17 protein-coding genes and 1 other RNA gene are annotated in these 21,282 nt (G+C 69.7%); 6 read left to right on the top strand and 12 right to left on the bottom strand.

Features of this window, described 5'->3' with window-relative positions; translation table 11 throughout:
• Window positions 1–41 precede the first annotated feature (41 nt).
• Window positions 42–338 (bottom strand): hypothetical protein, encoded by a 297-nt coding sequence (locus QSK30_RS22270; protein WP_285505488.1) that lies wholly within the window; start codon window positions 336–338, stop codon window positions 42–44.
• 251 nt (window positions 339–589) lie between these two features.
• Between QSK30_RS22270 and leuA the strand changes: the two genes are divergently transcribed.
• A complete protein-coding gene (leuA, locus tag QSK30_RS22265) occupies window positions 590–2,383 on the top strand; it encodes a 2-isopropylmalate synthase (RefSeq protein ID WP_285505487.1) in 1,794 nt (597 codons plus the stop codon).
• A 353-nt stretch (window positions 2,384–2,736) separates the two neighbouring features.
• Window positions 2,737–2,859: a hypothetical protein gene (locus QSK30_RS22260; protein ID WP_285505485.1), complete on the top strand. Its 123-nt coding sequence runs from the start codon at window positions 2,737–2,739 to the stop codon at window positions 2,857–2,859.
• A 1,060-nt stretch (window positions 2,860–3,919) separates the two neighbouring features.
• Here the strand turns inward: QSK30_RS22260 and QSK30_RS22255 are convergent.
• The 7 genes from QSK30_RS22255 to QSK30_RS22220 all read right to left on the bottom strand — a co-directional run bounded on the left by QSK30_RS22255 (window position 3,920) and on the right by QSK30_RS22220 (window position 12,567).
• Entirely contained in the window at window positions 3,920–4,975 is a 1,056-nt protein-coding gene (locus QSK30_RS22255; protein WP_285505483.1) for an ABC transporter ATP-binding protein, read from the bottom strand.
• Window positions 4,976–4,986: 11 nt separating this feature from the next.
• A complete protein-coding gene (locus QSK30_RS22250; RefSeq protein ID WP_285505482.1) occupies window positions 4,987–6,066 on the bottom strand; it encodes an ABC transporter ATP-binding protein in 1,080 nt (359 codons plus the stop codon).
• Window positions 6,063–7,076, bottom strand: coding sequence for an ABC transporter permease (locus QSK30_RS22245; protein WP_285505480.1), 1,014 nt, complete (start codon window positions 7,074–7,076; stop codon window positions 6,063–6,065). The genes QSK30_RS22250 and QSK30_RS22245 overlap by 4 nt, the downstream gene beginning before the upstream one ends.
• Window positions 7,077–7,171: 95 nt before the next feature.
• Complete coding sequence (locus QSK30_RS22240) at window positions 7,172–8,941, bottom strand: ABC transporter substrate-binding protein (RefSeq protein WP_285505478.1); 1,770 nt, start codon at window positions 8,939–8,941, stop codon at window positions 7,172–7,174.
• A gap of 60 nt (window positions 8,942–9,001) precedes the next feature.
• Window positions 9,002–10,006: an ABC transporter permease gene (locus QSK30_RS22235; protein WP_285505476.1), complete on the bottom strand. Its 1,005-nt coding sequence runs from the start codon at window positions 10,004–10,006 to the stop codon at window positions 9,002–9,004.
• A 1,642-nt stretch (window positions 10,007–11,648) separates the two neighbouring features.
• Complete coding sequence (gene recR / locus QSK30_RS22225) at window positions 11,649–12,245, bottom strand: recombination mediator RecR (protein ID WP_285505472.1); 597 nt, start codon at window positions 12,243–12,245, stop codon at window positions 11,649–11,651.
• Window positions 12,246–12,252: 7 nt separating this feature from the next.
• Window positions 12,253–12,567 carry a YbaB/EbfC family nucleoid-associated protein gene (locus QSK30_RS22220; RefSeq protein ID WP_285505470.1) on the bottom strand — a complete coding sequence of 105 codons (315 nt, stop codon included), beginning with the start codon at window positions 12,565–12,567 and terminating at the stop codon, window positions 12,253–12,255.
• 99 nt (window positions 12,568–12,666) lie between these two features.
• Here QSK30_RS22220 and QSK30_RS22215 point away from each other — a divergent pair, with 99 nt between their 5' ends.
• Together QSK30_RS22215 and QSK30_RS22210 are read left to right on the top strand one after the other, a co-directional pair.
• Window positions 12,667–13,548: an N-acetylmuramoyl-L-alanine amidase gene (locus QSK30_RS22215; protein WP_285505468.1), complete on the top strand. Its 882-nt coding sequence runs from the start codon at window positions 12,667–12,669 to the stop codon at window positions 13,546–13,548.
• A gap of 24 nt (window positions 13,549–13,572) precedes the next feature.
• On the top strand, window positions 13,573–14,475 hold the full coding sequence (locus QSK30_RS22210) for a WD40 repeat domain-containing protein (RefSeq protein WP_285505467.1): 903 nt from the start codon (window positions 13,573–13,575) through the stop codon (window positions 14,473–14,475).
• A gap of 874 nt (window positions 14,476–15,349) precedes the next feature.
• Here the strand turns inward: QSK30_RS22210 and QSK30_RS22205 are convergent.
• Window positions 15,350–17,464: a DNA polymerase III subunit gamma and tau gene (locus QSK30_RS22205; RefSeq protein WP_285505465.1), complete on the bottom strand. Its 2,115-nt coding sequence runs from the start codon at window positions 17,462–17,464 to the stop codon at window positions 15,350–15,352.
• 84 nt (window positions 17,465–17,548) lie between these two features.
• Between QSK30_RS22205 and QSK30_RS22200 the strand changes: the two genes are divergently transcribed.
• A complete protein-coding gene (locus QSK30_RS22200; RefSeq protein ID WP_285505602.1) occupies window positions 17,549–18,550 on the top strand; it encodes an LLM class flavin-dependent oxidoreductase in 1,002 nt (333 codons plus the stop codon).
• A gap of 18 nt (window positions 18,551–18,568) precedes the next feature.
• Here QSK30_RS22200 and ffs read toward each other — a convergent pair.
• The 3 genes from ffs to QSK30_RS22185 all read right to left on the bottom strand — a co-directional run bounded on the left by ffs (window position 18,569) and on the right by QSK30_RS22185 (window position 20,168).
• An RNA gene (ffs, locus tag QSK30_RS22195) (signal recognition particle sRNA small type) lies at window positions 18,569–18,663 on the bottom strand.
• Window positions 18,664–18,684: 21 nt separating this feature from the next.
• Window positions 18,685–19,308, bottom strand: a complete 624-nt coding sequence (locus QSK30_RS22190; RefSeq protein ID WP_285505463.1) for a hypothetical protein — start codon at window positions 19,306–19,308, stop codon at window positions 18,685–18,687.
• Window positions 19,309–19,640: 332 nt separating this feature from the next.
• A complete protein-coding gene (locus QSK30_RS22185; protein ID WP_285505461.1) occupies window positions 19,641–20,168 on the bottom strand; it encodes a hypothetical protein in 528 nt (175 codons plus the stop codon).
• Window positions 20,169–20,615: 447 nt separating this feature from the next.
• Here QSK30_RS22185 and QSK30_RS22180 point away from each other — a divergent pair.
• The coding region (locus QSK30_RS22180) for a transposase family protein (RefSeq protein WP_285505459.1) at window positions 20,616–21,282 on the top strand (667 nt) is incomplete at its 3' end.

Here is a 21,282-nt window from a genome sequence, read left to right as displayed (position 1 = left end):
AGGGGGATTCTGGCACGCCGACTGGTCCGCGGCCACGGCGCTCAGCGCAGCAGCCGGGCGATGAGACCGGTGATGACCAGCCAGAACACGGCTGCGAGGCCGTAGTTGACGATCGTGGCCACGGTCGGGTCGGCGATCGGGAACAGGCCCGGGAAGAACAGGGCGAGGGGGTCGGCGAGGGACTGGATGAATTTGTAGAACGCATTGCCCGCGTTCGCGCCGAGGACGGCGAGCAGGATGAAGACGACCTCGATGAGCGCGAACAGCGCACCTATGCCGGTGACGATCCGGGCAGCGGACCCGCGGGTGCTGGTGCCGTGCCATCTACGAGTAGCCATGTCAGGAAAGTGCCCCTGACCAGCCACACCGTAACTACTCCGAACGGCCCAACAGCGGTCCGGGTCCACGATGTGGACCGATGATTCCGCGCGGGCCCGGGCTTGTGGATACGCTCTTCCCGTGGCGCGCGCTCTCCTCCTGCTTCTCCGCCGCGACGGGGTCTGACCAGACCGGCTCCCCGTCGCGGAGTTCGGTGTTGCCGCCGGTCGTCGTTGTCTCAGCAACCACGCACCCCGGAGATGCAGCCCCGATGACTTCCCAGCCCGACACCTTCAGCACCGCGCCGAGCCGTCTGCGCACCCCGGCCCGGGCCATCCCGGCCGACCAGCCCGCCTGGAACCCGCAGCGCGGCAGCTCGCTGCCGGTGCACCGCTACCGCCCGTTCCACGAGCTGGTCGAGCCGATCGACCTGCCCGACCGCACCTGGCCGACCAAGCGGATCACCGCGGCGCCGCTGTGGTGCGCGGTCGACCTGCGCGACGGCAACCAGGCGCTGATCGACCCGATGTCCCCGGCCCGCAAGCGCCGGATGTTCGACCTGCTGGTCCGGATGGGCTACAAGGAGATCGAGGTCGGCTTCCCGGCGGCGAGCCAGACCGACTTCGACTTCGTCCGCGAGATCGTCACCGAGGGCGCGATCCCCGAGGACGTGCGGATCCAGGTGCTGACCCAGGCCCGGCCGGAGCTGATCGAGCGGACCTACGAGTCGCTCGAGGGCGTGCACAGCGCGATCGTGCACCTGTACAACTCGACCTCGATCCTGCAGCGGCGCGTGGTGTTCCGGCAGGACCGCGCGGGCATCAAGAAGATCGCCACCGACGGCGCCGAGGTCGTGCTGGCCTTCGCCGAGAAGTACGGCGACACCGACTTCCGGTTCGAGTACTCCCCGGAGTCCTACACCGGCACCGAGCTGTCCTACGCGGTCGAGGTGTGCGACGCGGTGGCCCAGGTGTGGCAGCCGACGCCGGACCGGCCGATGATCGTCAACCTGCCCGCCACGGTCGAGATGGCGACCCCGAACGTCTACGCCGACTCGATCGAGTGGATGCACCGCAACCTGCCCAACCGCGAGTCGCTGATCCTGAGCCTGCACCCGCACAACGACCGCGGCACCGGGGTGGCCGCGGCCGAGCTGGGCTACCTCGCGGGCGCCGACCGGATCGAGGGCTGCCTGTTCGGCAACGGCGAGCGGACCGGCAACGTCGACCTGGTGACGCTGGGGATGAACCTGTTCAGCCAGGGCATCGATCCGCAGGTGGACTTCTCCGACATCGACGAGATCCGCCGCACGGTGGAGTACTGCAACCAGCTGCCGGTCGCCGAGCGGCACCCGTGGGGCGGCGACCTGGTGTTCACCGCGTTCTCCGGCAGCCACCAGGACGCGATCAACAAGGGCCTGGACGCGCTGGCCGCCGACGCGGCCGAGGCCGGGGTGCCGATCGAGCAGCACCAGTGGGAGGTGCCGTACCTGCCGATCGACCCGAAGGACGTCGGCCGGTCCTACGAGGCGGTCATCCGGGTCAACTCGCAGTCCGGCAAGGGCGGCGTCGCGTACGTGATGAAGACCGAGCACCAGCTCAAGCTGCCCCGCAGGCTGCAGATCGAGTTCTCCCAGGTGGTCCAGGCGGTCACCGACAGCGAGGGCGGCGAGGTCTCCCCGAAGGAGATGTGGGACGTCTTCGCCACGGAGTTCCTGGACCGCGTCTCCCCACTGCGCCTGCGCCGCAACCGGATCTCCGACGACGGCGACGGCCGCGACGAGATCAGCGCGACGGTCGAGGTGGAGGGCGAGGAGCACGAGGTGAGCGGAACGGGCAACGGCCCGATCGCCGCTTTCGTCGACGCCCTGGCCACGGTGGGCTACGACGTGCGGGTGCTGGACTACTCGGAGCACGCCCTGACCTCCGGCGACGACGCCCGTGCGGCGGCCTACGTCGAGTGCGCCATCGGCGAGAAGGTCCTGTGGGGCGTCGCCGTGGACAGCTCCATCGTCACCGCGTCACTGCGAGCTGTGGTGTCGGCGGTCAACCGGGCACACAAGTAGCAGCGCGGGGTCGGTCCGGGTCCAGCGGCACTGACCCTGACCGGCCCCGCGAGTACCGGCGCGCCACGACACCTGACTCCACTGTGGATCCTGCTCGCGCCCGTCCCCGAAGGAAGTTGCCACCACTGCATCAGGTGATCACGCCGAGGCAAGCTCCAACTCCGCCAACGGCCAGACGTATCCTCGGCGATACCCACCGCCCGGCAGGAGAAGCAGGCGCACCGCCTTGGCAACAGCGAAGAGTCAATCCATAGTCCGCTTCCTGGCGTACCGAAGGCACGAGGAGGCGCGCACCGAATCCAGCAACGCGATGATGGCCCTGCTGGCGGGCGCGAACATGGCGGCCCATATGCATGGCCGTGCCCGACAGGTTGCAACAGGAACACAAGCTGCGCGCCATCGCCCGGCGCGACTACGACGTGCTCAAGATGTCGAAGGCGAAGTTCGCACTAGCGCTGAGCAGGCTGGGAAGTTGAAAACAGGGGGCTCTGCCCTTGAGCTACGGCTGCGCGACAGCGCATGGCCTCAAGGCCACCGCCAGGACCCGAACCTGGATCTCCCTGCTCTGCGGAACTCGTGGTTGTGAACCACCAGGGCCGAACCCAGCTCCCGTGACTCGAGTCTAGCAGTCTCGAGACGAATCGCCCCTGGTCACCAACCGTGCACGCCCGGGCCAGCCTCCCCTCCCTCGGCCCTGCTTGACCCTGTCCTGCCTGACCCCGCCCTGCCTGACCCCACTCTGCCCGGCCTGGCTCAACCCGGCCCTGCCCTGCCCTGTTCGGCTCGGCTCGGCTCGGCTCGGCAACACCTACTCCCAGCCCCCGGCATTCCTCGCCCGGCCCCGGAAACCCAGCCCCGGCAACCACTCCCGCCCCTGCATCCCATACGCAGCGCAAAAACACGGACTGGGTTGGCGTGTCAAGGCATCTTTCCCGCCTTGACACGCCAACCCAGTCCGTAGTCACAATTGAGCGTAGGGAAGCCGGGACCCGGCCAAACGACGTGCCACCTCGTGTGGTCGCCGGGGGTGGCGACCCGCGGACGTGTGTTCCCTGCTTCCCCTACGCACAAGTATGACTACGGACTGGTCTTGTCTGTCAAGGCGGGAAAGATGCCTTGACAGACAAGACCAGTCCGTGTTTTGGCTGCGTATGGGATGCAGGGGCGGGAGTGGTTGCCGGGGCTGGGTTCCAGGGGCCGAGTGCGGTTTCCGGGTGGGGTGTAGAGCGGGTCATTGCCGGGCTGGGTTCCGGGCGCCGGGTGCGGTTCCGGGTGGGGGTGTAGAGCCGGGTCATAGCCGGGGCCGGGTTTGCAGGGCCGAGCGCGGTTCCGAGGAAGGGTAGGGGCCGAGTCGTTGCCAGGGCTGGGTTTCTGGGGTCAGGGTGACACTCAGAGTCCATTTGGGATTGACCGTGTTCGGCGTTCTGGCGGGTCGGGCACAGCTGGCTTCTCCGTCTGGATGACCGACTCCAGCGCGATTCCCCGCAAACAAAAAGGGGCGGCGGACCGAAGTCCGCCGCCCCCCTCAAGAAAAACTCAGACCGCCGCGCCAGTCGGATCGATCGTGAGGCTGTCCTTGTTCTCCGGGAAGTGGCAGGCGACAGCGTGGCCCGGGGCCAGTTGGGCCAGGGGTGGTTCGGTCGTCTTGCAGACGTCCTGGGCCTTCCAGCAGCGGGTGTGGAAGCGGCAGCCCTTGGGCGGGTTGATCGGGCTCGGGACGTCGCCCTGGAGACGGATGCGCTCGCGGTTCTCCCGGCGGTTGGTGTCCGGGATCGGGACCGCCGAGAGCAGGGCCACCGTGTACGGGTGCATCGGTCGTTCGTAGAGCGAGGTCCGGTCGGCGATCTCCATGATCTTGCCCAGGTACATGACCGCGACCCGGTCGGAGACGTGCCGGACCACCGACAGGTCGTGGGCGATCATGACGTAGGTCAGGTCGAACTCGCTCTGCAGGTCCTCCAGCAGGTTGACCACCTGGGCCTGGATGGACACGTCGAGCGCGGAGACGGGTTCGTCGGCGACGATCAGCTTCGGCTTGAGCGCCAGTGTCCTGGCGATGCCGATGCGCTGGCGCTGGCCGCCGGAGAACTCGTGCGGGTAGCGGTTGTAGTGCTCGGGGTTGAGGCCCACGAGCTCGAGGAGGTCCTGGACCTCCTTCTTGATCCCGTTCGGGGTCTTGACCTTCTGCAGCCGGAACGGCGCGCCGACGATCGTGCCGACGGTGTGCCTCGGGTTCAGCGAGCCGTACGGGTCCTGGAAGATCATCTGGATGTCGCGGCGCAGCGGGCGCATGGCGCTGTTGGACAGGTGCGAGATGTCGCGCCCCTCCAGCGTGATCGTCCCGTCGGTCGGCTCGACCAGCCTGGTGAGCAGGCGGCCGGTGGTGGTCTTGCCGCATCCGGACTCGCCGACCAGCGACAGGGTCTCACCGCGCTTGACGGTGAAGGTCAGCCCGTCGACCGCTTGGACGTTGGCGACCGTCTTCTGCAACAGGCCCTTGCGGATCGGGAAGTACTTCTGCAGGCCCTCGACGACCAGCAGGTCCTCGCCGAGGCGGCGGTCGGCCGTCGGGTTCTCTGTCTGCGTGCTCACGGCGTCCTCGCTCACAGCTTCGGCTTGATCTCGGTGTCCCAGATGCGCGTGCGCTCCTCCGCGCTGAGGTGGCAGGCGATGTGGTGACCGCCGCCGACGTCGCGGAACTCCGGGCGCACGGTGAAGCTGAGATCACTGTTGAGCCCGGCGTAGGCGCACCGCGGGTTGAACGGGCAACCCGTCGGGACGTTGATCAGGCTGGGCGGGGTGCCCTTGATCGGCTGCAGCCGCTCCGTGCGCTCCCGGTCCAGCCGCGGCATCGAGCCGAGCAGGCCCCAGGTGTAGGGGTGCTGCGGGGAGTTGAAGATGTCGGCCGCGGTGCTGTACTCCACCGCGCGGCCCGCGTACATGACCATGATGTCGTCGGCCAGCTCGGCGACCACGCCCAGGTCGTGGGTGATGATCACGACCGCGGAGTTGAACTCCTGCTGCAGGTCGCGGATCAGGTCCAGGATCTGCGCCTGCACGGTCACGTCGAGCGCGGTGGTCGGCTCGTCGGCGATCAGCAGCTCCGGGTCGCAGGACAGCGCCATCGCGATCATCGCGCGCTGCCGCATGCCGCCGGAGAACTGGTGCGGGTAGTCGTCCACCCGCGACTTCGGGCTGGGGATGCCGACCCGGTCGAGCAGGTCGATGGCGTGCTTGCGGGCCACCGCCTTGGTGACCTTGTTGTGGATCCGGTACGCCTCGATGATCTGGGTGCCCACCGTGTAGAACGGGTGCATCGCCGAGAGCGGGTCCTGGAAGATCATCGCCATCCGCTTGCCGCGCAGCAGGCGGACCTTCTCCCGGTTCATGCCGACCAGGTTCTGGCCGTCGAGCAGGATCTCGCCGGTGATGTCGGCGGTACCCGGCTTGTGCAGGCCCATGATCGACAGGCTGGTCACGCTCTTGCCGGAGCCGGACTCGCCCACGATGCCCAGGGTCTTGCCGCGCTCGACGCTGAAGGACAGGTCGTCGACGGACTTGACCACGCCGTCGTCGGTCGGGAAGTGCACCCGCAGCCCGCGCACCTGCAGGAACGGGCCACCGCTCGCGGCGGGCCGGGTCTCGGCGCGGCCGTCGAGGCTGTCTTCGGAACTCTGGCTCACTTTGCGCGCACCCTCGGGTCGACGACGGCGTACAGGAGGTCGACGACCAGGTTGGCGATCACGATGAAGAACGCCGCCAGGATCGTCACCCCCATGACCTTGGGCAGGTCGTAGTTGGTGATCCCGTCGATGGCGTACTTGCCCAGGCCCTGCAACGAGAACGCGCTCTCGGTGAGCACCGCGCCACCGAGCAGCAGGCCGACGTCCAGGCCGAAGATCGTCAGGATCGGGGTCAGCGCGCCGCGCAGGCCGTGGCGGACCACGACGGTCCGCTCGGGCAGGCCCTTGGCGCGCGCGGTCCGGATGAAGTCCTCGTTCATCGTCTCCAGCATCCCGGCCCGGGTGAGCCGCGCGTACTGCGCGGAGAAGAGCAGGGCCAGGGTGATCCAGGGCAGCAGCAGGTTGTAGGCCCACTGCCCCGGGTCGTCCAGGAAGGGCGTGTACGCGCCGCCGACGGCGGTCCAGCCCAGGTTGTAGCTGAAGATCGACAGGGACAGCAGCCCGGTGAAGAAGATGGGCAGGGACACACCCGCCAGCGACACGCTCATGGCGGCGCGGTCGAAGATGGTTCCCTTGCGCAGCGCGGAGAGCGTGCCGACGGCGACGCCGCCGAGCAGCCACAGCACCGCCGCGCCCGAGGCCAGCGACAGGGTGACCGGCAGCCGGTCGATCAGGTCGGGCCACACGGGCTGGTTGTTGCGGAAGGAGTAGCCCAGGCACGGCGCGGGGCAGTGTTCGACACCGCTGCCGTAGCTGTAGTCGGCACCGGCGAAGATGCCGCCCACCCAGTCGGCGTACTGCTTGTAGATGGGGTCGTAGAAGCCGAGCCGCTCAGCGGTCTCGCGGACGGTGTCGGCGGTGGCGGCGCGGCCGACGTAGCGGGTCGCCAACGTCTCCGGCGTCGCGCCCAGCAGCTTGGGCATGAGGAAGAAGATCGAGAACGTCACCGCGCTGACGATGAACAGCAGCACGATCGCCGCGACGAGCCGCCTGATGATGTATGTGATCACAGTGGCCGGCACCGGCGGCAGGCCCGGGAGGTCGTCCCGGGCCTGCCGCCTGTCGCCTTCACCTACCTAACGTCAGTCCACAAACCGGGAGGTGTTTACGCGATGCCGAGCGACAGGTAGTCGTACATGCCGTAGGCCTCGGAGATGAAGACGTTCGACAGGCGCTTGCTGCGCACGAGCAGGCTCTTGGCGTGCACACCCGGGAGGATGACCGCCTCCTCCATGACGCGCTTGTCGATCGCGCCCCAGTCGCCCTCGCGCTTGCCCTTGTCGGTCTCGCCGATCGCGGCGTCGAGCATGGAGTCGACCTCCGGGATCCGGACGGAGGTGTTCGAGGAGCCACCGGTCTCGCGGATCACGCGGCTGTCGACGATCTGGGACAGGAAGCCGAAGCCGTCGTTCCAGTCCGCACCCCAGCCGTTGATGGCCAGGCCCAGGTTGTTCGCCTTGACGTAGGGCGGGTTGCCCGCGAACTGGGAGAAGTAGTCGCCCTGCGGGAAGGCCTTCAGGGTCAGCTTGATGCCCACGCGCTGCAGCGACTGCTGCAGGGCCTCGGCGGTGGCCTTCTCCTTCGGGCGCTCGGCGCGGTAGGAGATGTTGGTCTCGAAGCCGTCCGGCTTGCCGCACTCGGTGAGCTTGGCCTTGGCCTTGGTGACGTCACCCTTGCTGTCCGCGCCCGCGGGGTACAGGTCGAACTTCTGGGCGCCCGGGATCTGCGGCGGGAGCAGGGTCGTGGCGATGTCGCCACCGGAGAACGTGCCGCCGTAGGCGGTCTGGTAGGCGGTGCGGTCGGCGGCGTACTCGATCGCCTCGCGGCAGGCCTTGTTGTCGAACGGCGCGACGGTCGGGTTGATCGAGGTGTACCACAGGCGCGCGATCGTCGGGTTGTCCGCGTTCGCCTTGAGCGCCGGGTCGCCGAGCACGCGGCTCAGCGAGGCGGGCTGCACGCCGGTGCCCGCGATGTCGATGTCGAGGTCACCGGAGATCAGCCGGTTGTCGATGTCGTCGGCGTTGACGTTCATCGAGACCTGGTAGCCGTCCGGCAGCGCCTTGCGGTTCGGGTCGGTCGAGGCGTCCCACTGGTCGTTGCGGACCAGGTTGAAGCCCTTGTCGATCTCGTTCTTGTCGAACTTGTACGGGCCCGTGGAGATCACGTGCTCGCGGTACTTGGCGCCGGTGTCCTTGGCCTCGGGCACCGGGGCGGTCTGCGGCAGCTGGGCGAAGTAGTCGAAGCCGCCGAAGGCCTGCTTGAGGTGGAAGACGATGGTGCTGTCGTCCGGGGTCTCGATCGCCGAGTCGGTGTTGACGCCCTTGGACTTGTACGGGCCCTTGTAGCCCTCGGGCAGGCTGAGGTAGCCCTCGAAGTACGCCGGACCGTTGGGGAAGGTCTCCTTGTCGGTCGAGCGCAGGACGGCGTACTTCACGTCCTTCGAGGTGACCGCGGTGCCGTCCTCGAACTTGATGCCCTTGCGGAGCTTGTAGGTCCAGGTCTTGCCGCCGTCGCTGGGCTCGCCCAGCTTCTCGGCGAGGTCCGGGACCAGCTCGTTGCTGCCGCCGCCGGGGGCGGGCTTGAACATCACCAGCGAACGGCCGTAGAGGCGCAGGAAGTTCCAGGAGTAGCCGTAGTAGGTCTCACCCGGGTCCAGCGAGTCCCAGGTACCCGCGTTGGCGATCTTGACGATTCCCCCCTTCTTGTCCGAAGGGTTGAACGTGCTTTTCAGTGCCGCGTTGAAGGCCGGGGTGTTGCCCCCGCCGTTCCCGTTCGTGGCGCCGCCGTTGGAGCTCGTGCCGCCACCACAGGCGGAAAGCCCCATCACGACAGCTGCGCCCGCGGCGACCGCGGTAACCATGCGCTTGCTGTTCATAGTGCTGTTGCACCCTTTCTTCCAGGAGCAATTTGCCGACATTGGTTACTTACAGATCACCTATCGGGCACGGGGGTCGAGCGCGTCGCGCAGGCCATCGCCGAACAGGTTGAACGCGAGCACGGTCACGAAGATCGCGAGACCGGGCCAGAGCATGAAGTGCGGCATCGTGTAGAAGCGCGACGCGTCCGAGAGCATGCCGCCCCAGGTCGCGGTGGGCGCGTTGATGCCGACTCCGAGGAACGACAGCGCCGACTCGAACAGGATGTTCGTCGGGATCAGCAGCGTCGCGTAGACCAGGATCGGGGCCACCAGGTTGGGCAGCAGCTCCCGGAAGAGGATGTAGGGGCCGCGCGCGCCCAGGCTGCGGGCGGCGTCGACGAACTCGCGCTCCCGCAGGGAAAGGGTCTGGCCGCGCACGATCCGGCCGATGTAGGGCCAGTTGAAGAAGCCGATGATGAAGGTCAGCATGCCGATCCGCACGGTCTCCGACGGCAGGCCGAAGACGCTGTCCGGCAGCACGCCCACCAGGGCCATGGCGAAGACCAGCAGCGGGAACGCCAGGAACACGTCCATCGCCCGGCTGATCAGGGTGTCCACCCAGCCGCCGAAGTAGCCCGCGATGATGCCCATGGTGGTGCCGATGAGCACCGAGAGCACCGTGGCCAGGCTGGCGATCAGCAGCGAGATCCAGGACCCGGCGAAGATCCGGGCGAGGATGTCGCGGCCGTTGACCGGCTCGACCCCGAGCGGGTGGGCACTGCTCATGCCACCCAGGCTGCCCAGCGGGGCGAGCGTGCCGTTCTGGGTGTCGATGAGGTCCTGGTGGAACTCGTTCGGGTGAACCACGTCGAACACGCGGTCCAGCAGCAGCGCCGCGATCGCGGCGAGGATCAGCAGCGTGATCACCACGGCACCGGCCATGGCGACCTTGTCGCGCTTGAGGCGCATCCAGGCGATCTGACCGAGCGAACGGCCCTGGATCGCCTTCTTGCTCATGCCCTGGAGCGACGCCTCCGGCGACGCCTCAGCGGCGGATCCGGTGACCTCGGGAGGAGCCGTCATGCCGCCGACCGTCCCCGTCCACCGGGCGTCTGCGCGACAAGTCGTCGGCGGCCGCGAAGGGCCGCCTGTCGACCAAGTCGCGCGGATCGCTGGTAAGCCATCACGCACTCCTCGTGTCCGGTCTCACTGTCTCCGGGATCTCACCGTGTGGTGGCCGACCATAGCCGCTCAGATGCGCGTCCCTCAGCTACGGGAGGTCACGATCCGGCCAACTGCCATACAGAGAATCACCACTCCGCAACAGGATTGACACGCAGAGTGATATTCGCTGAATATTTGTCCGCACAGCGGACAGCCGGTGTCGTTGACCGGTCACACAGAATGGATCACAGACGCACGGTCACGAGTGCCGTCCACGGCGTACCAACCGGCCTCGAAAGCCTGCCACCGCTGGAGTTCCGCTCGACTGCCCACACCGTCCCTGGCGACCGCGCGGGCGAGCCGCACCTCCGGATCCGGTAGCTCGCACCAGACGAGCACGGAGAGCAGCGACCCGACGGACCGACGGCCTGCCGAGACGCCCTCGAGCACGAGAACGGCGGGGACATCGACCCGACGGAGATCACCTGGACGGGGAACACCGTTGACCCACCGTGTTCGCCGGTAGCACCCCGAACCCCCACGGCCCAGCGGTTCGAGGACCCCCTCGACCAACCGCGGCCACCAGGAGACGGGATCGTCCCAAGTGGCGAAGTCATCAGTGGACACCAGCGCGGCACCCGGAAGCCGCCGGACGAGTTCACCCGCGAAGGTACTTTTCCCGGACCCCGACGGCCCGTCCACGGCGACGACCTTGGTGTCACCGAGCCGAGCAGGGGTTTCTCGGAGTGCCCGCTGTATGGCCCACCAGGTGTCTTCGTCCACAGTCCCCCCATCCATCCACAGAATCCCACGGCCCATGGATCTCGCCCCGATCCTGGATAGGCTGGAGCTGGGATGGTCCCCCTAGGGATGGGTGGGCCGTTGTCGGGGTGGGGGGATCTGGCGCGAAGCGCTGTGGGAAGCGGACCTGGGGGTGGGGCTCTCGGGGGTGAGGCTCTCGGGGGTGAGGCTCTCGGGGGTGAGGCTCTTGAGGTGGCGTCTGCGGCGGAGCGCTGTGGGAGGAGCGGGCAGGGGCGAGACGCTTGGGGTGGGGCCTGGTGCGAAGAGCCGTTGGGAACGGCAGGATGTATGGCGCTCCGGGCGTCGACACCGGTCGACACCGGTGTGCGGGCGACGTAGGCCGGTAGTGGCGACACGAGTCAGCGGGCACGTGGCGAGCGGGAGGGCGAGGCTCATGGCCTCACACGTCGAGCCACACCAACCAGCCAAGCCGTATCGACAGCCAGGCCCTATCAAGGCAGCCGGGCCACACCAAGTAGCCAGGCCATATCAACAGCCGGGCTGTATCTACAGCCAGGCCATACCCGACTAGCCGGGCCCGTCGATCAGCCAACCAATGGCAACCAGGCAGCGGCGCTGAAACCCGGCAGTGGGGGCCGGGCCGTGGCGACGCGGGAGAGCACTAGAGCAACCGGTTCGGACCGCGCCCTGCCGGAGCAACCCACCGGAAACCGCACCGCCAGGGTGAAGCAGGCTGGCTAGAACCGCACCGGCGTGAAGCGGGTCAGTCGGAACCGCGTCATGCCCGGAGGTGGCGGGGTCAGACTGTGCGCCTGCCGGACAGGGCGCGGCCCAGGGTCAGTTCGTCCGCGAACTCCAGGTCGCCGCCCATCGGCAGGCCGGAGGCGAGCCGGGTGACGGTCAGGCCGGGGAAGTCGCGGAGCATGCGGACCAGGTAGGTGGCCGTGGCCTCGCCCTCGGTGTTGGGGTCCATGGCGAGGATGACCTCGGTGACCTCCTGCGCCGAGATCCGCGACAGCAGCTGCCGGATCCGCAGCTGCTCCGGCCCGATGCCGGACAACGGGTCCAGCGCGCCGCCCAGCACGTGGTAGCGGCCCTTGAACTCGCGGGTCCGCTCGATCGCCAGCACGTCCTTGGGCTCCTCCACCACGCACACCGCTGAGAGGTCTCGGCGGGTGTCGCGGCAGATGCGGCACTGCGGCTGCTCGGAGACATTGCCGCAGATGTCGCAGAAGACCACGCCCTCCTTGACCTTCTGCAGCGCGTCCTGGAGCCTGCCGACATCGGCCGGTTCGGCGCTGAGCAGGTGGAAGGCGATCCGCTGGGCGCTCTTGGGGCCGACGCCGGGCAGCCGCCCGAGCTCGTCGATCAGGTCTTGGACCGGGCCCTCGTACAACGCGTCCTCACAGCCCCGGCAGGCCGAGGCCGCCGCCGCCGAGACCGCCCGCGAGCGGGCCCATCTTCTCCTCGGCGAGCTTCTGGGCGTTGTTGCTCGCGTCGCGCACCGCGGCCACGACCAGGTCGGCCAGGGTCTCGGTGTCGTCGGGGTCGACCACCTTCGGGTCGATGACCAGGGCCTTCAGCTCGCCCGCGCCGGAGACCGTCGCGGTGACCAGGCCGCCGCCCGCCGTGCCGGTGACCTCCGCGTCGGCCAGTTCCTGCTGCGCGGAGAGCAGTTGCTCCTGCATCTTCTGCGCCTGCGCCAGGATCGCCTGCATGTCGGGTGCGCCGCCTCCGGGAAACACCGCGGCCCCTCTCGTCTTGGGTTGGTGCCGCCACCAGCTTAGAGGGCGGTGGACTGTGGCATCGTGAGTGCCGTGCTGACACGACGCGCGGCGGGCCTCAGCCTGGCCTGCGCCCTAGCGGCCATCCTGTCCTCGTGCGGCGGCCCGACGGCCACCCCGGCGGCCCCGCCGAGCTCCACGACCACCACACAGACCAGCTCGTCGACCACCAGCGCGGCGCCGACGACCAGCCCGACGACCACCATCGCGCCGACCACGACGCCCCCGCCCACGACAACCACCACGGTTCCGGCCGCCCCCGCCGCGAGCGGCAAGGTCGTCGTCCTGGACCCCGGGCACAACGGCGGCAACGCCGCCCACCCCGGCGTGATCAACCAGCTGGTCCCGGCCGGCCGCGGCCGGATGAAGCCCTGCAACACCACCGGCACCGCGACCGGGTCGGGCTACCCCGAGCACGAGTTCACCTGGGACTTGGCGCTGCGCGTGCGCGAGGCGCTGGCCGCGCGCGGGGTCACGGTCGTGCTCACCCGGCCGGACGACAAGGGTGTCGGCCCGTGCGTGGACAAGCGCGCGGACACCGGCAACAACTCGGGCGCCGCGGCCGTCGTGTCGCTGCACGCGGACGGCTCGACCGCGGCGGGCGCGCACGGCTTCCACATCGCGTACTCCGCGCCGCCGCTCAACGCCGCGCAGGGTGAGCCGTCGTTGCGGCTGGCCCGCACGGTGCGCGACACGCTGGTCTCGGCCGGGTTCGCCACCTCCACCTACATCGGCGCGCAGGGGCTCTCCGCGCGCGACGACCTGGGTGGGCTGAACCTGTCGACCCGGCCCACGGTGCTGGTGGAGTGCGGGAACATGCGGGAGGCGGCCGAGGCCGCGGTGCTGTCCAGCCCGGCGGGCAGGCAGCGGTACGCGGAGGCGATCGCGAACGGCATCCTCGGCTATCTCGGCTGAGACCGCTGTGACAGGCTGGAGATCATGTCCGGACTGCGGGTACTCGACATCGACGAGCGCGGCAGGCTGCTGATCGCGGCCGCCGAGGACGACCAGGTGCGCCTGGTCGAGACCGATGCCAAGGGCGCGCGGAAAGAACTGGCCGTCGCGACCGGGGTGACCACGGCGAAGTACCTGCCGGGTGAGCGCAAGGTGGTCGTCCAGCACGGGACCCCCGCGCAGCTGTCCCTCCTGCCGGTGGGCGGCAAGATCACGCCGCTGGTCGGCGGCCCCGACCACGCGACCGAGCTGCTGGGCGTGCTGCCCGGCCGGATCGTGTACCGGGCCAACCGCAGGCACCGGCTGCTGTTCTCCGTCGTGATCCGCAACGTGCTGGTCGGCGAGGAGCAGGCCGTCTACGACCGCGGCGGCGCGGTGGTCGAGGCGGCGGTGTCCCCGAACAGCCGGTACATCGCGATCCGCTTGCCGCGCAAGCTGGTCCTGGTCGACACCATGCCGCTGACCGAGGACGACCACGTCCGGCTGATCTCGGCCGAGCCCGCCGAGCGCGGCAGGCGCAACCTGCGCTGGCTGCCCGACTCCACCCGGCTGGTGGCCACCGAGTACGAACCGGACACCGCCCGCGTCGTGCGCTTCGAGGTGACCAGCGAGAGCTGGCACCCGCTGGTCGTCTCCCTCTCGCCCACCGCGATCGGCTGGGTCGCCCCGGACGGGCGCCGGGTGGCCGTGGTCGAGGGTGACCGGATCTCCTTCCACCAGACCGAGAACGGCCGCTTCCTGCGCGCGGCCACCCTGTCCGGCGCGGTCGCCGAGGACGGTTTCCTGTGGTCGCCGGACTCCCGCTCGGTCGCGGTGACCACTGTGGACGGTTCGCTGTCGGTGGTCGAGGCCGAGTCCGCCGCGATCCGCGACATCACGGTCGACTAGCGGCCGCTGCTTGGCGCCTGCTTGGCGGCGCCTCGGTGGTGCATGCTTGGCGGTGGTGCTCGATGGGGTGGAGTGGCTTTGCTTGGGGCCCCTAAGAAAAGAGGCGCCGGGGTGAAGCGGGTGGGGAAGGGATCACCCACGCCGGAGCCAGGCTAGCGCCTCTTTTCTCCCCAACCAAAGCCACTCCACCCCATCGAGCAGTTGGTCGAGGCCGGCGACTTCCGGGGTACTTGCGGCGCCTCGGCGGCGGCTGGCCAGGGTGCCTGGCAAACTACTTCACCTCATCGAGCATCTGCTTGCCGCCCTTGACTTCTCGGACACAGGCGGGCACCTCGACGGCGGCCGGCCAAGAGGCAAGCACGCCACTCCGCATCATCAAGACTTGCTTGCCGCCCATGACTTCTCGGGCGCATTCGGGCGCCTCGGCGGCCGGCCACGGACCCCATGCAAAGCCCCTCGACCTCATCGAGCATCGCTTGTCGCGCGCGACTTCTCGGGCACAGGCGGGCACCTCGGCAGCGGCCGGCCAAGGGGCCAGCAAGCCACTTCACATCATCAAGACTTGCTTGCCGCCCATGACTTCTCGGGCGCATTCAGGCGCCTCGGCGGCAGCCGGCCACGGACCCCAAGCAAAGCCATCGACCTCATCGAGCATTGCTTGTCGCGCGCGACTTCTCGGGCACAGGCGGGCGCCTCGGCTGCGGCTGACCAGGGGCCTAGCAAAGCCACTCCACATCATCGAACATTTGCTTGTCGCCGCGCCTTCTCGGGCACTTGCGGGCATCTCGGCAGCGGCCGGCCAAGGGCCCCAACCAAAACCATTCCACATCACCGAGCACCACCACCAAAGCGGCCCAGCACCCGGCCTACCCGGCTACTCGACCGGGCGGGCGCCCAGCTTCTCGGCCAGCAGTTTGAGCATGGCCTCCTCCGGGTCCTGCTGGCGCGTGGCCGGTTCGCCCGGGTCGGGCTTGCGGGCGGCCTGCGCCAGCATCTCCTCCTCGTCCTCCGGCTCCGGCGGGATGTCCGGCTCCGGGGGCTCCGGCGGCGGGACGTCCTCGACCGGTGGCCGGGCGGGCACCGCCGCCGCCGTCGCGGCGGCTCGGCTGGGGGCCTCGTAGGTGCGGGCGGGCTCGGCCGCGCGGGTCGCGGCGCGGGCCGGGGCGGCGCCGGGTTCGGCGTGCACGCAGCGGACCTGCCAGTGGCCGCCCAATACCGCCACCAGCGCCTGGGCGATCGCCTCGGCGTTGCGCGGCTCGCCGAGCCTGCGGGCGAGGGGGGCGGCGGGGTGGGCGATGACCACCACGTCCCCCTCGACCGACTGCACGGTGGCGTTGGTGAGCATCGCCTCGGTGCTGCGGCTGGTCTTGCGGACCGCGCCGAGCAGCTCCGGCCACACGCGGCGGACACCGGTGGCGTCGATGGCGCCGGGGGCGGCCGTCGACGCGGCGGGCGCCTGCTCGACCACGGGCTCAACCCGCGAATCGACCGCGGCACCCGACTCGGCCTGCACCGGAGTAGCTCGCTCAGGCGGCGCGGGCTCAGCGGCGCGCGGCTGGGTCTGGCGAGAATCGCCACCCGCGGGCGGTGCGGCCGCTCGCGAACGCGCCTCGGCCGGAGTGGACTCCGGGGGACGCGACGCAGTCGCACCCTGCGGATCGGCCGAAGCCGTCGGCCGGGACTCCGCTGGCGCGGCGCGCTGGGACGGACGGGTGATCACCGGACGGTTCGGCGGCGGCGCGTCCGCACCCGCGTCCGGCCGTTGCGCCGCAACGCGAGCGGTCTCCAGCGGGCGGCCCTCAGCGGCGACGCCGCCGACGGCGATCCGCCGTTCGACCTGCTCGAGCCGTTGCAGCACAGCCGAATCCGCCGCCGCGTCGGTGGGGACCGCGCCGGGCAGCAGCATCCGCGCGCACAGCAGTTCGAGCAGCAGCCTGGGCGCCGTGGCGCCGCGCATGTCGATCAAGCCGGTGTGCACGATCTCCGCGTAGCGGGCCAGCGTCGCCGCGCCCAGGCGCTCCGCCTGGCCGACCATCCGGGTCAGCTCGTCGTCGGGGGCGCTCACCAGGCCGCGGGTGGCCGCGTCCGGCACCGCGCGCAGCAGCACCAGGTCGCGCAGCCGGTCGAGCAGGTCGGAGGCGAACCGGCGCGGGTCGTGGCCTGCCTCGACCAGGCGGTCGACGGTGCTGTAGACCGCCGACGCGTCGCCCGCGCCCAGGCCGTCGACCATGTCGTCGATCAGCGCCACATCGGTGACCCCGAGCAGCGAGACCGCGCGCTCGTAGGTGACGCCCTCGGGGCCCGCGCCCGCGAGCAGCTGGTCGAGCACCGACTGGGTGTCGCGCGCCGAACCGCCGCCCGCGCGGATGACCAGCGGGAACACCGCGGGTTCGACCTTGGCGTCCTCGGCGGCGCAGTTGCGCTCCAGCAGGTCGCGCATCGCACTCGGCGGGATCAGCCGGAACGGGTAGTGGTGGGTACGGGAGCGGATCGTGGCCAGCACCTTGTCGGGCTCGGTGGTGGCGAAGATGAAGACCAGGTGCTCCGGCGGCTCTTCGACGATCTTGAGCAGGGCGTTGAAGCCCTGCGTGGTGACCATGTGCGCCTCGTCGACGATGAAGACGCGGTAGCGCGAGGAGGCGGGCGCGTAGAACGCGCGGTCGCGCAGCTCGCGGGCGTCGTCGACACCACCGTGGCTGGCCGCGTCGAGCTCGACCACGTCGACGGTGCCCGGCCCGTTGGGCGCCAAGCCGACGCAGGAGTCGCAGACGCCGCACGGCTCGTCGGTCGGCCCGCGCTCGCAGTTGAGCGAGCGGGCCAGGATGCGCGCGCTGGAGGTCTTGCCGCAGCCGCGCGGCCCGGAGAAGAGGTAGGCGTGGTTGACCCGGCCCGCCGCCAGCGCGGTGCGCAGCGGGACCGTGACGTGTTCCTGCCCGACGACCTCGGCGAAGGTCGCCGGCCGGTACTTGCGGTAAAGGGCGAGCGCCACGACGCGACACTACCGCCCACCCACGACAGCCCCGACACGGCCGGGAATCCGACCGGCCGCGCCCGCGTTGGCACCGGTGTGCCTATCCCGTACTCAGTGCTCGACCTCGCGCCGGTGGCCAGCGGTTCCACCGAGACCACCGCGCTGCGCAACAGCCTCGACCTCGCCCGGGCGGTCGAGCGGCTGGGCTACCACCGGTACTGGGTGGCCGAGCACCACAACATGCCGGGCATCGCCAGCTCGGCGCCCGCGGTGCTGCTCGCGCACATCGCGATGGTCACCGAGCGGCTGCGGGTGGGCAGCGGCGGGGTGATGCTCCCCAACCACGCGCCGCTGATCGTGGCCGAGCAGTTCGGGATGCTCGAGGCGCTGCACCCGGGGCGGGTCGACCTGGGCATCGGCCGCGCGCCGGGCACCGACCAGGTGACCGCGCGGGCGCTGCGGCGCACCGAGGGCCCGCTGTCGGCCGACGACTTCCCGCAGCAGCTCACCGAGCTCGCCAACTACTTCACCGGCCGCGACGCGCGCGGGGTCACCGCGGTGCCCGCGCTGGGCAACCAGCCCGCGCTGTGGCTGCTGGGCTCCAGCGGCTACAGCGCGCAGGTGGCCGGGTACCTGGGCCTGCCGTTCGCCTTCGCGCACCACTTCAGCTCCGAGAACACGCTGCCCGCGCTCGCGCTTTACCGCGAGCGGTTCCAGCCGTCGGCGGTGCTGTCCGAGCCGTACGCGATGATCGCGGCGAGTGTGCTGTGCGCCGAGGACGACGCGACCGCCTGGGAGCTGGCGCAGCCCGCGGCGCTGCAGTTCCTGCAGCTGCGCAAGGGCAACCCGGGTCGGATCCCGACGCCCGCCGAGACCGCCGCGTTCGCCTACACCGACCTCGACCGGCTCTTCATCGAGGAGCGGTTGGCCAACCAGGTGATCGGCGGGCCGGAGACGGTGCGCAAGGGGCTGGCCGAATTGGTGTCGGCCACCGGGGTGCAGGAGTTGATGATCACCACGAACGTGTTCCACCACGCCGACCGGCTGCGCAGCTACGAGCACGTCGCCGAGATCGCGGGCCTGCGCGCGGGCGCGGCGGCCTGAGCAGGGGCCCCCGGAAAAGAAAGGGGACCCCGCGCACCTGTCAGAGCCCGCTTATCCTTGCTGCCTTCCGGCCCTGGGGAGGTTCGCGAGGTGAACACCGCACGGGGTCCGCTGTCGAGTGTAGCGGGTGCCGCTCAGTAGGTCCGCCGCACCCACGCCGCGGTCGCCGAGCCCGCCGTCTGGATGAGGCTGATCACCGGCATCGCGGTGAGGAACAGGATGCCCGCGACGGCCACGGCCTTGGCGTTCTGCACGATGTCGATGTCGTAGCTGGGGACCAGCAGCACCAGGGCCAGGTAGACCAGGCCGATCACGACCTCGAGCACGTTGCCGCCGAGCAGCACGCCGCGACCGCTGCCCTTGATCACCTGGGTGCCGCCCGCGATCAGCAGCGCGGCGCCGACCAGCTGGACCAGGACGATGACCAGACCGACCCCGGTGCCCTCGCCGCTGACCGAGCGGTTGCCCGAGTCGAGCACGCTGACCAGCATCAGCAGGCTGATGATCCCGGTGATACCGGCCTGGACGAAGGCCAGCACGGCCGCCGAGGTGGCCGTCCCGGGGCGCACCGGCGGGCCGCTCACCCCCGCGTACGGCGCGGCGGGGAAGCCGCCGGACTGCGGGTACGGGTTCTGCCCGTAGCCGGGCGGCGGCTGCTGGGGCTGCTGGTAGCCCGGTTGCTGCTGGTAGCCGGGCTGCTGCTGGTAGCCCTGTTGCTCCGGGTACTGAGGGAAACCCTCACCGTAGCCCTGCGTCATGGCTCGTCCTCCTGGGTCTGCACCCGAGTCCCCCGGCGGAAGCCTGACTCGGCTGGTCACCTGGTCCATCGCGGGTGCGCGGCTTTTGTGACACGCGCGCGCGGGTCATCTCACGTCGGGGCGACGGTAGCGGGTGACCCAGGGGTCAGCGGTGGATTTCCCGAGCGATGAGAGCGGTGATCTCGGGGCCGCTCTCCGTCGCGGTCGGGCGTCGATCCGCTCGGACGTGGACGTGCTGGACCCGCGCGCCGGTGCGCTGCCGACCGCGCGACCTGGACGGATCCACGGGTGGACGCCCCGGAAGACGCCCACCCGCGGTCGGTCGGCGTCGATCAGCAGACGACCACCGTCGCGTACTGGGTGCCCGGGTCGATGACGTCGCGCGGCTCGTCCCAGCGGGGACCGGTCTGGCGGAAGTTCAGTTCGATGTCGTACTGGCCGCAGTCCGGGGTGGGCAGCGACCCGGTGCTGTCGGCTTGGCCGTCCGGACTGGTCTGCCGCTGCTCGTCGATCGACCAGCCGAAGACGGCGTCGCCGTTGGCCACGGTGCCGTAGGCGGACCAGGTGGCCGGGTAGCTCGGGTCTGCGTCGTGCCAGATGCCGTGCCCCTCGCCCTTGTAGCTGCTGTCTGCGGTCTCCACCCGGACCCGCCCGTCCCCGGCGTCGTCCATGGTGAGGCAGACCCGCACCTTGACGTAGGTCCAATACCCCGGGCTGTACCACTTGTACTGCTCGGTGCAGGGGGCTTGATCACCGACCACCGCCCCCCGCGCCGCCGCGGTGGCGCCCGCGGGGACACCGCCCACCAGGGCGACCATGGCCGTGACCAGGACGGCCACCGACCCGAGAATCCTGCGCATGTGCTCTCCTCCGACAAGTGCTGGGACAAGAATCCGAAATACCCGAACCACTCCGCGACGGGCACCGGAACCTTTTCAGAGCACGCACACCCGAGGCTATTCCCTGTCCGAAGGAATCCAGCCACGGCCGAGTGGCAGGCAATGACACAACGTCATGAACAATTGCCACCGGAATCACCGAACAATTGATGGATGAAACCATCGCGGGCGCATGATTGATGCAACAGGCTGGCGACACCTCCACGAGCGGGCAGCCGCCCGATCCAAGCCACTACAGGAAACCAGGGCGCTGCGACCACTCTCGCCAGTACCACGACTACCTCAAACCCGAAAGCGCACCGAACCCGGCCGGCACGGCGTTCGGCCACCCGAACAATGCGGTCTCATCCGCATGGAGGTTCATTCGCAGGTCGGCGGGATGTTGGGGCTTGCATCAGGAAACACGCCGTGGTCGTCTCGGTGGTGGTAGAGGCGCAGGGGAATTTCAAAGTTTGTGATCTTCGTGTGAAGTCGGTTGCCGACCCCGGCCGGTCCTGGTGTTCGGACGTAGAGGGTGGCCTCTGGCCTGCGATGATGTTGGTTCTCACGCCACGATCATCACTGGACAAGAGGCCACCGTTGTCAGTGTCGCATGCCCCGGATTCGTGTTCGCTGATCACCGGTCGGCCCGATGTGGGTGTCGCCGGAGTTCGTTCGCTGGTGGGCATGCTCGGTGGGGTGGCCGACCCGCGTAAGGCCAGGGGGGTGCGGCATCGGATCGGCGCGGTGTTGGCGGTGATGATGCTCGCGGTGTTGGCCGGTGCTCGGAACTTCCGGGAGATCGCGGACCGGGCAGCCGATCTCCCGCCGGAGATGTTGGTGTTGGCGGGATGTCGTGTTCACCCCTCGACCGGTGAACATGTGGTGCCCAGTGCGGCCACGATGCGTCGGATCGCGCACGAGGTTGATGCCGACGACGCCGATGAGCGGGTGTGTGCGTGGTTTCGCGCCGAAGCGATGACCAGGGCGGTCGCCGGTCGCGTCGGCAGGCGGGTGCCGGGGACGATGGTCGCGGTGGCGATGGACGGCAAGACCATCCGCAACAGCGCCCGGCCGGGTATCGAGGGCGGCGAGA

This window comes from Actinokineospora sp. NBRC 105648 (assembly GCF_030269645.1).
Lineage (GTDB): Bacteria > Actinomycetota > Actinomycetes > Mycobacteriales > Pseudonocardiaceae > Actinokineospora.
The sequence above is the reverse complement of the archived record's forward strand: the minus strand, read 5'-3'. Positions and strand labels throughout refer to the sequence as shown.

Excerpts from the sequence above, each read along its gene's own strand:
- QSK30_RS22270 (WP_285505488.1), bottom strand. The coding sequence starts at position 338 with ATGGCTACTCGTAGATGGCACGGCACCAGCACCCGCGGGTCCGCTGCC.
- leuA (WP_285505487.1), top strand. The coding sequence starts at position 590 with ATGACTTCCCAGCCCGACACCTTCAGCACCGCGCCGAGCCGTCTGCGC.
- QSK30_RS22260 (WP_285505485.1), top strand. The coding sequence starts at position 2,737 with ATGGCCGTGCCCGACAGGTTGCAACAGGAACACAAGCTGCGCGCCATC.
- QSK30_RS22240 (WP_285505478.1), bottom strand. The coding sequence starts at position 8,941 with ATGAACAGCAAGCGCATGGTTACCGCGGTCGCCGCGGGCGCAGCTGTC.
- QSK30_RS22235 (WP_285505476.1), bottom strand. The coding sequence starts at position 10,006 with ATGACGGCTCCTCCCGAGGTCACCGGATCCGCCGCTGAGGCGTCGCCG.
- QSK30_RS22220 (WP_285505470.1), bottom strand. The coding sequence starts at position 12,567 with ATGCAGGCGATCCTGGCGCAGGCGCAGAAGATGCAGGAGCAACTGCTC.
- QSK30_RS22210 (WP_285505467.1), top strand. The coding sequence starts at position 13,573 with ATGTCCGGACTGCGGGTACTCGACATCGACGAGCGCGGCAGGCTGCTG.
- QSK30_RS22190 (WP_285505463.1), bottom strand. The coding sequence starts at position 19,308 with ATGACGCAGGGCTACGGTGAGGGTTTCCCTCAGTACCCGGAGCAACAG.
- QSK30_RS22185 (WP_285505461.1), bottom strand. The coding sequence starts at position 20,168 with ATGCGCAGGATTCTCGGGTCGGTGGCCGTCCTGGTCACGGCCATGGTC.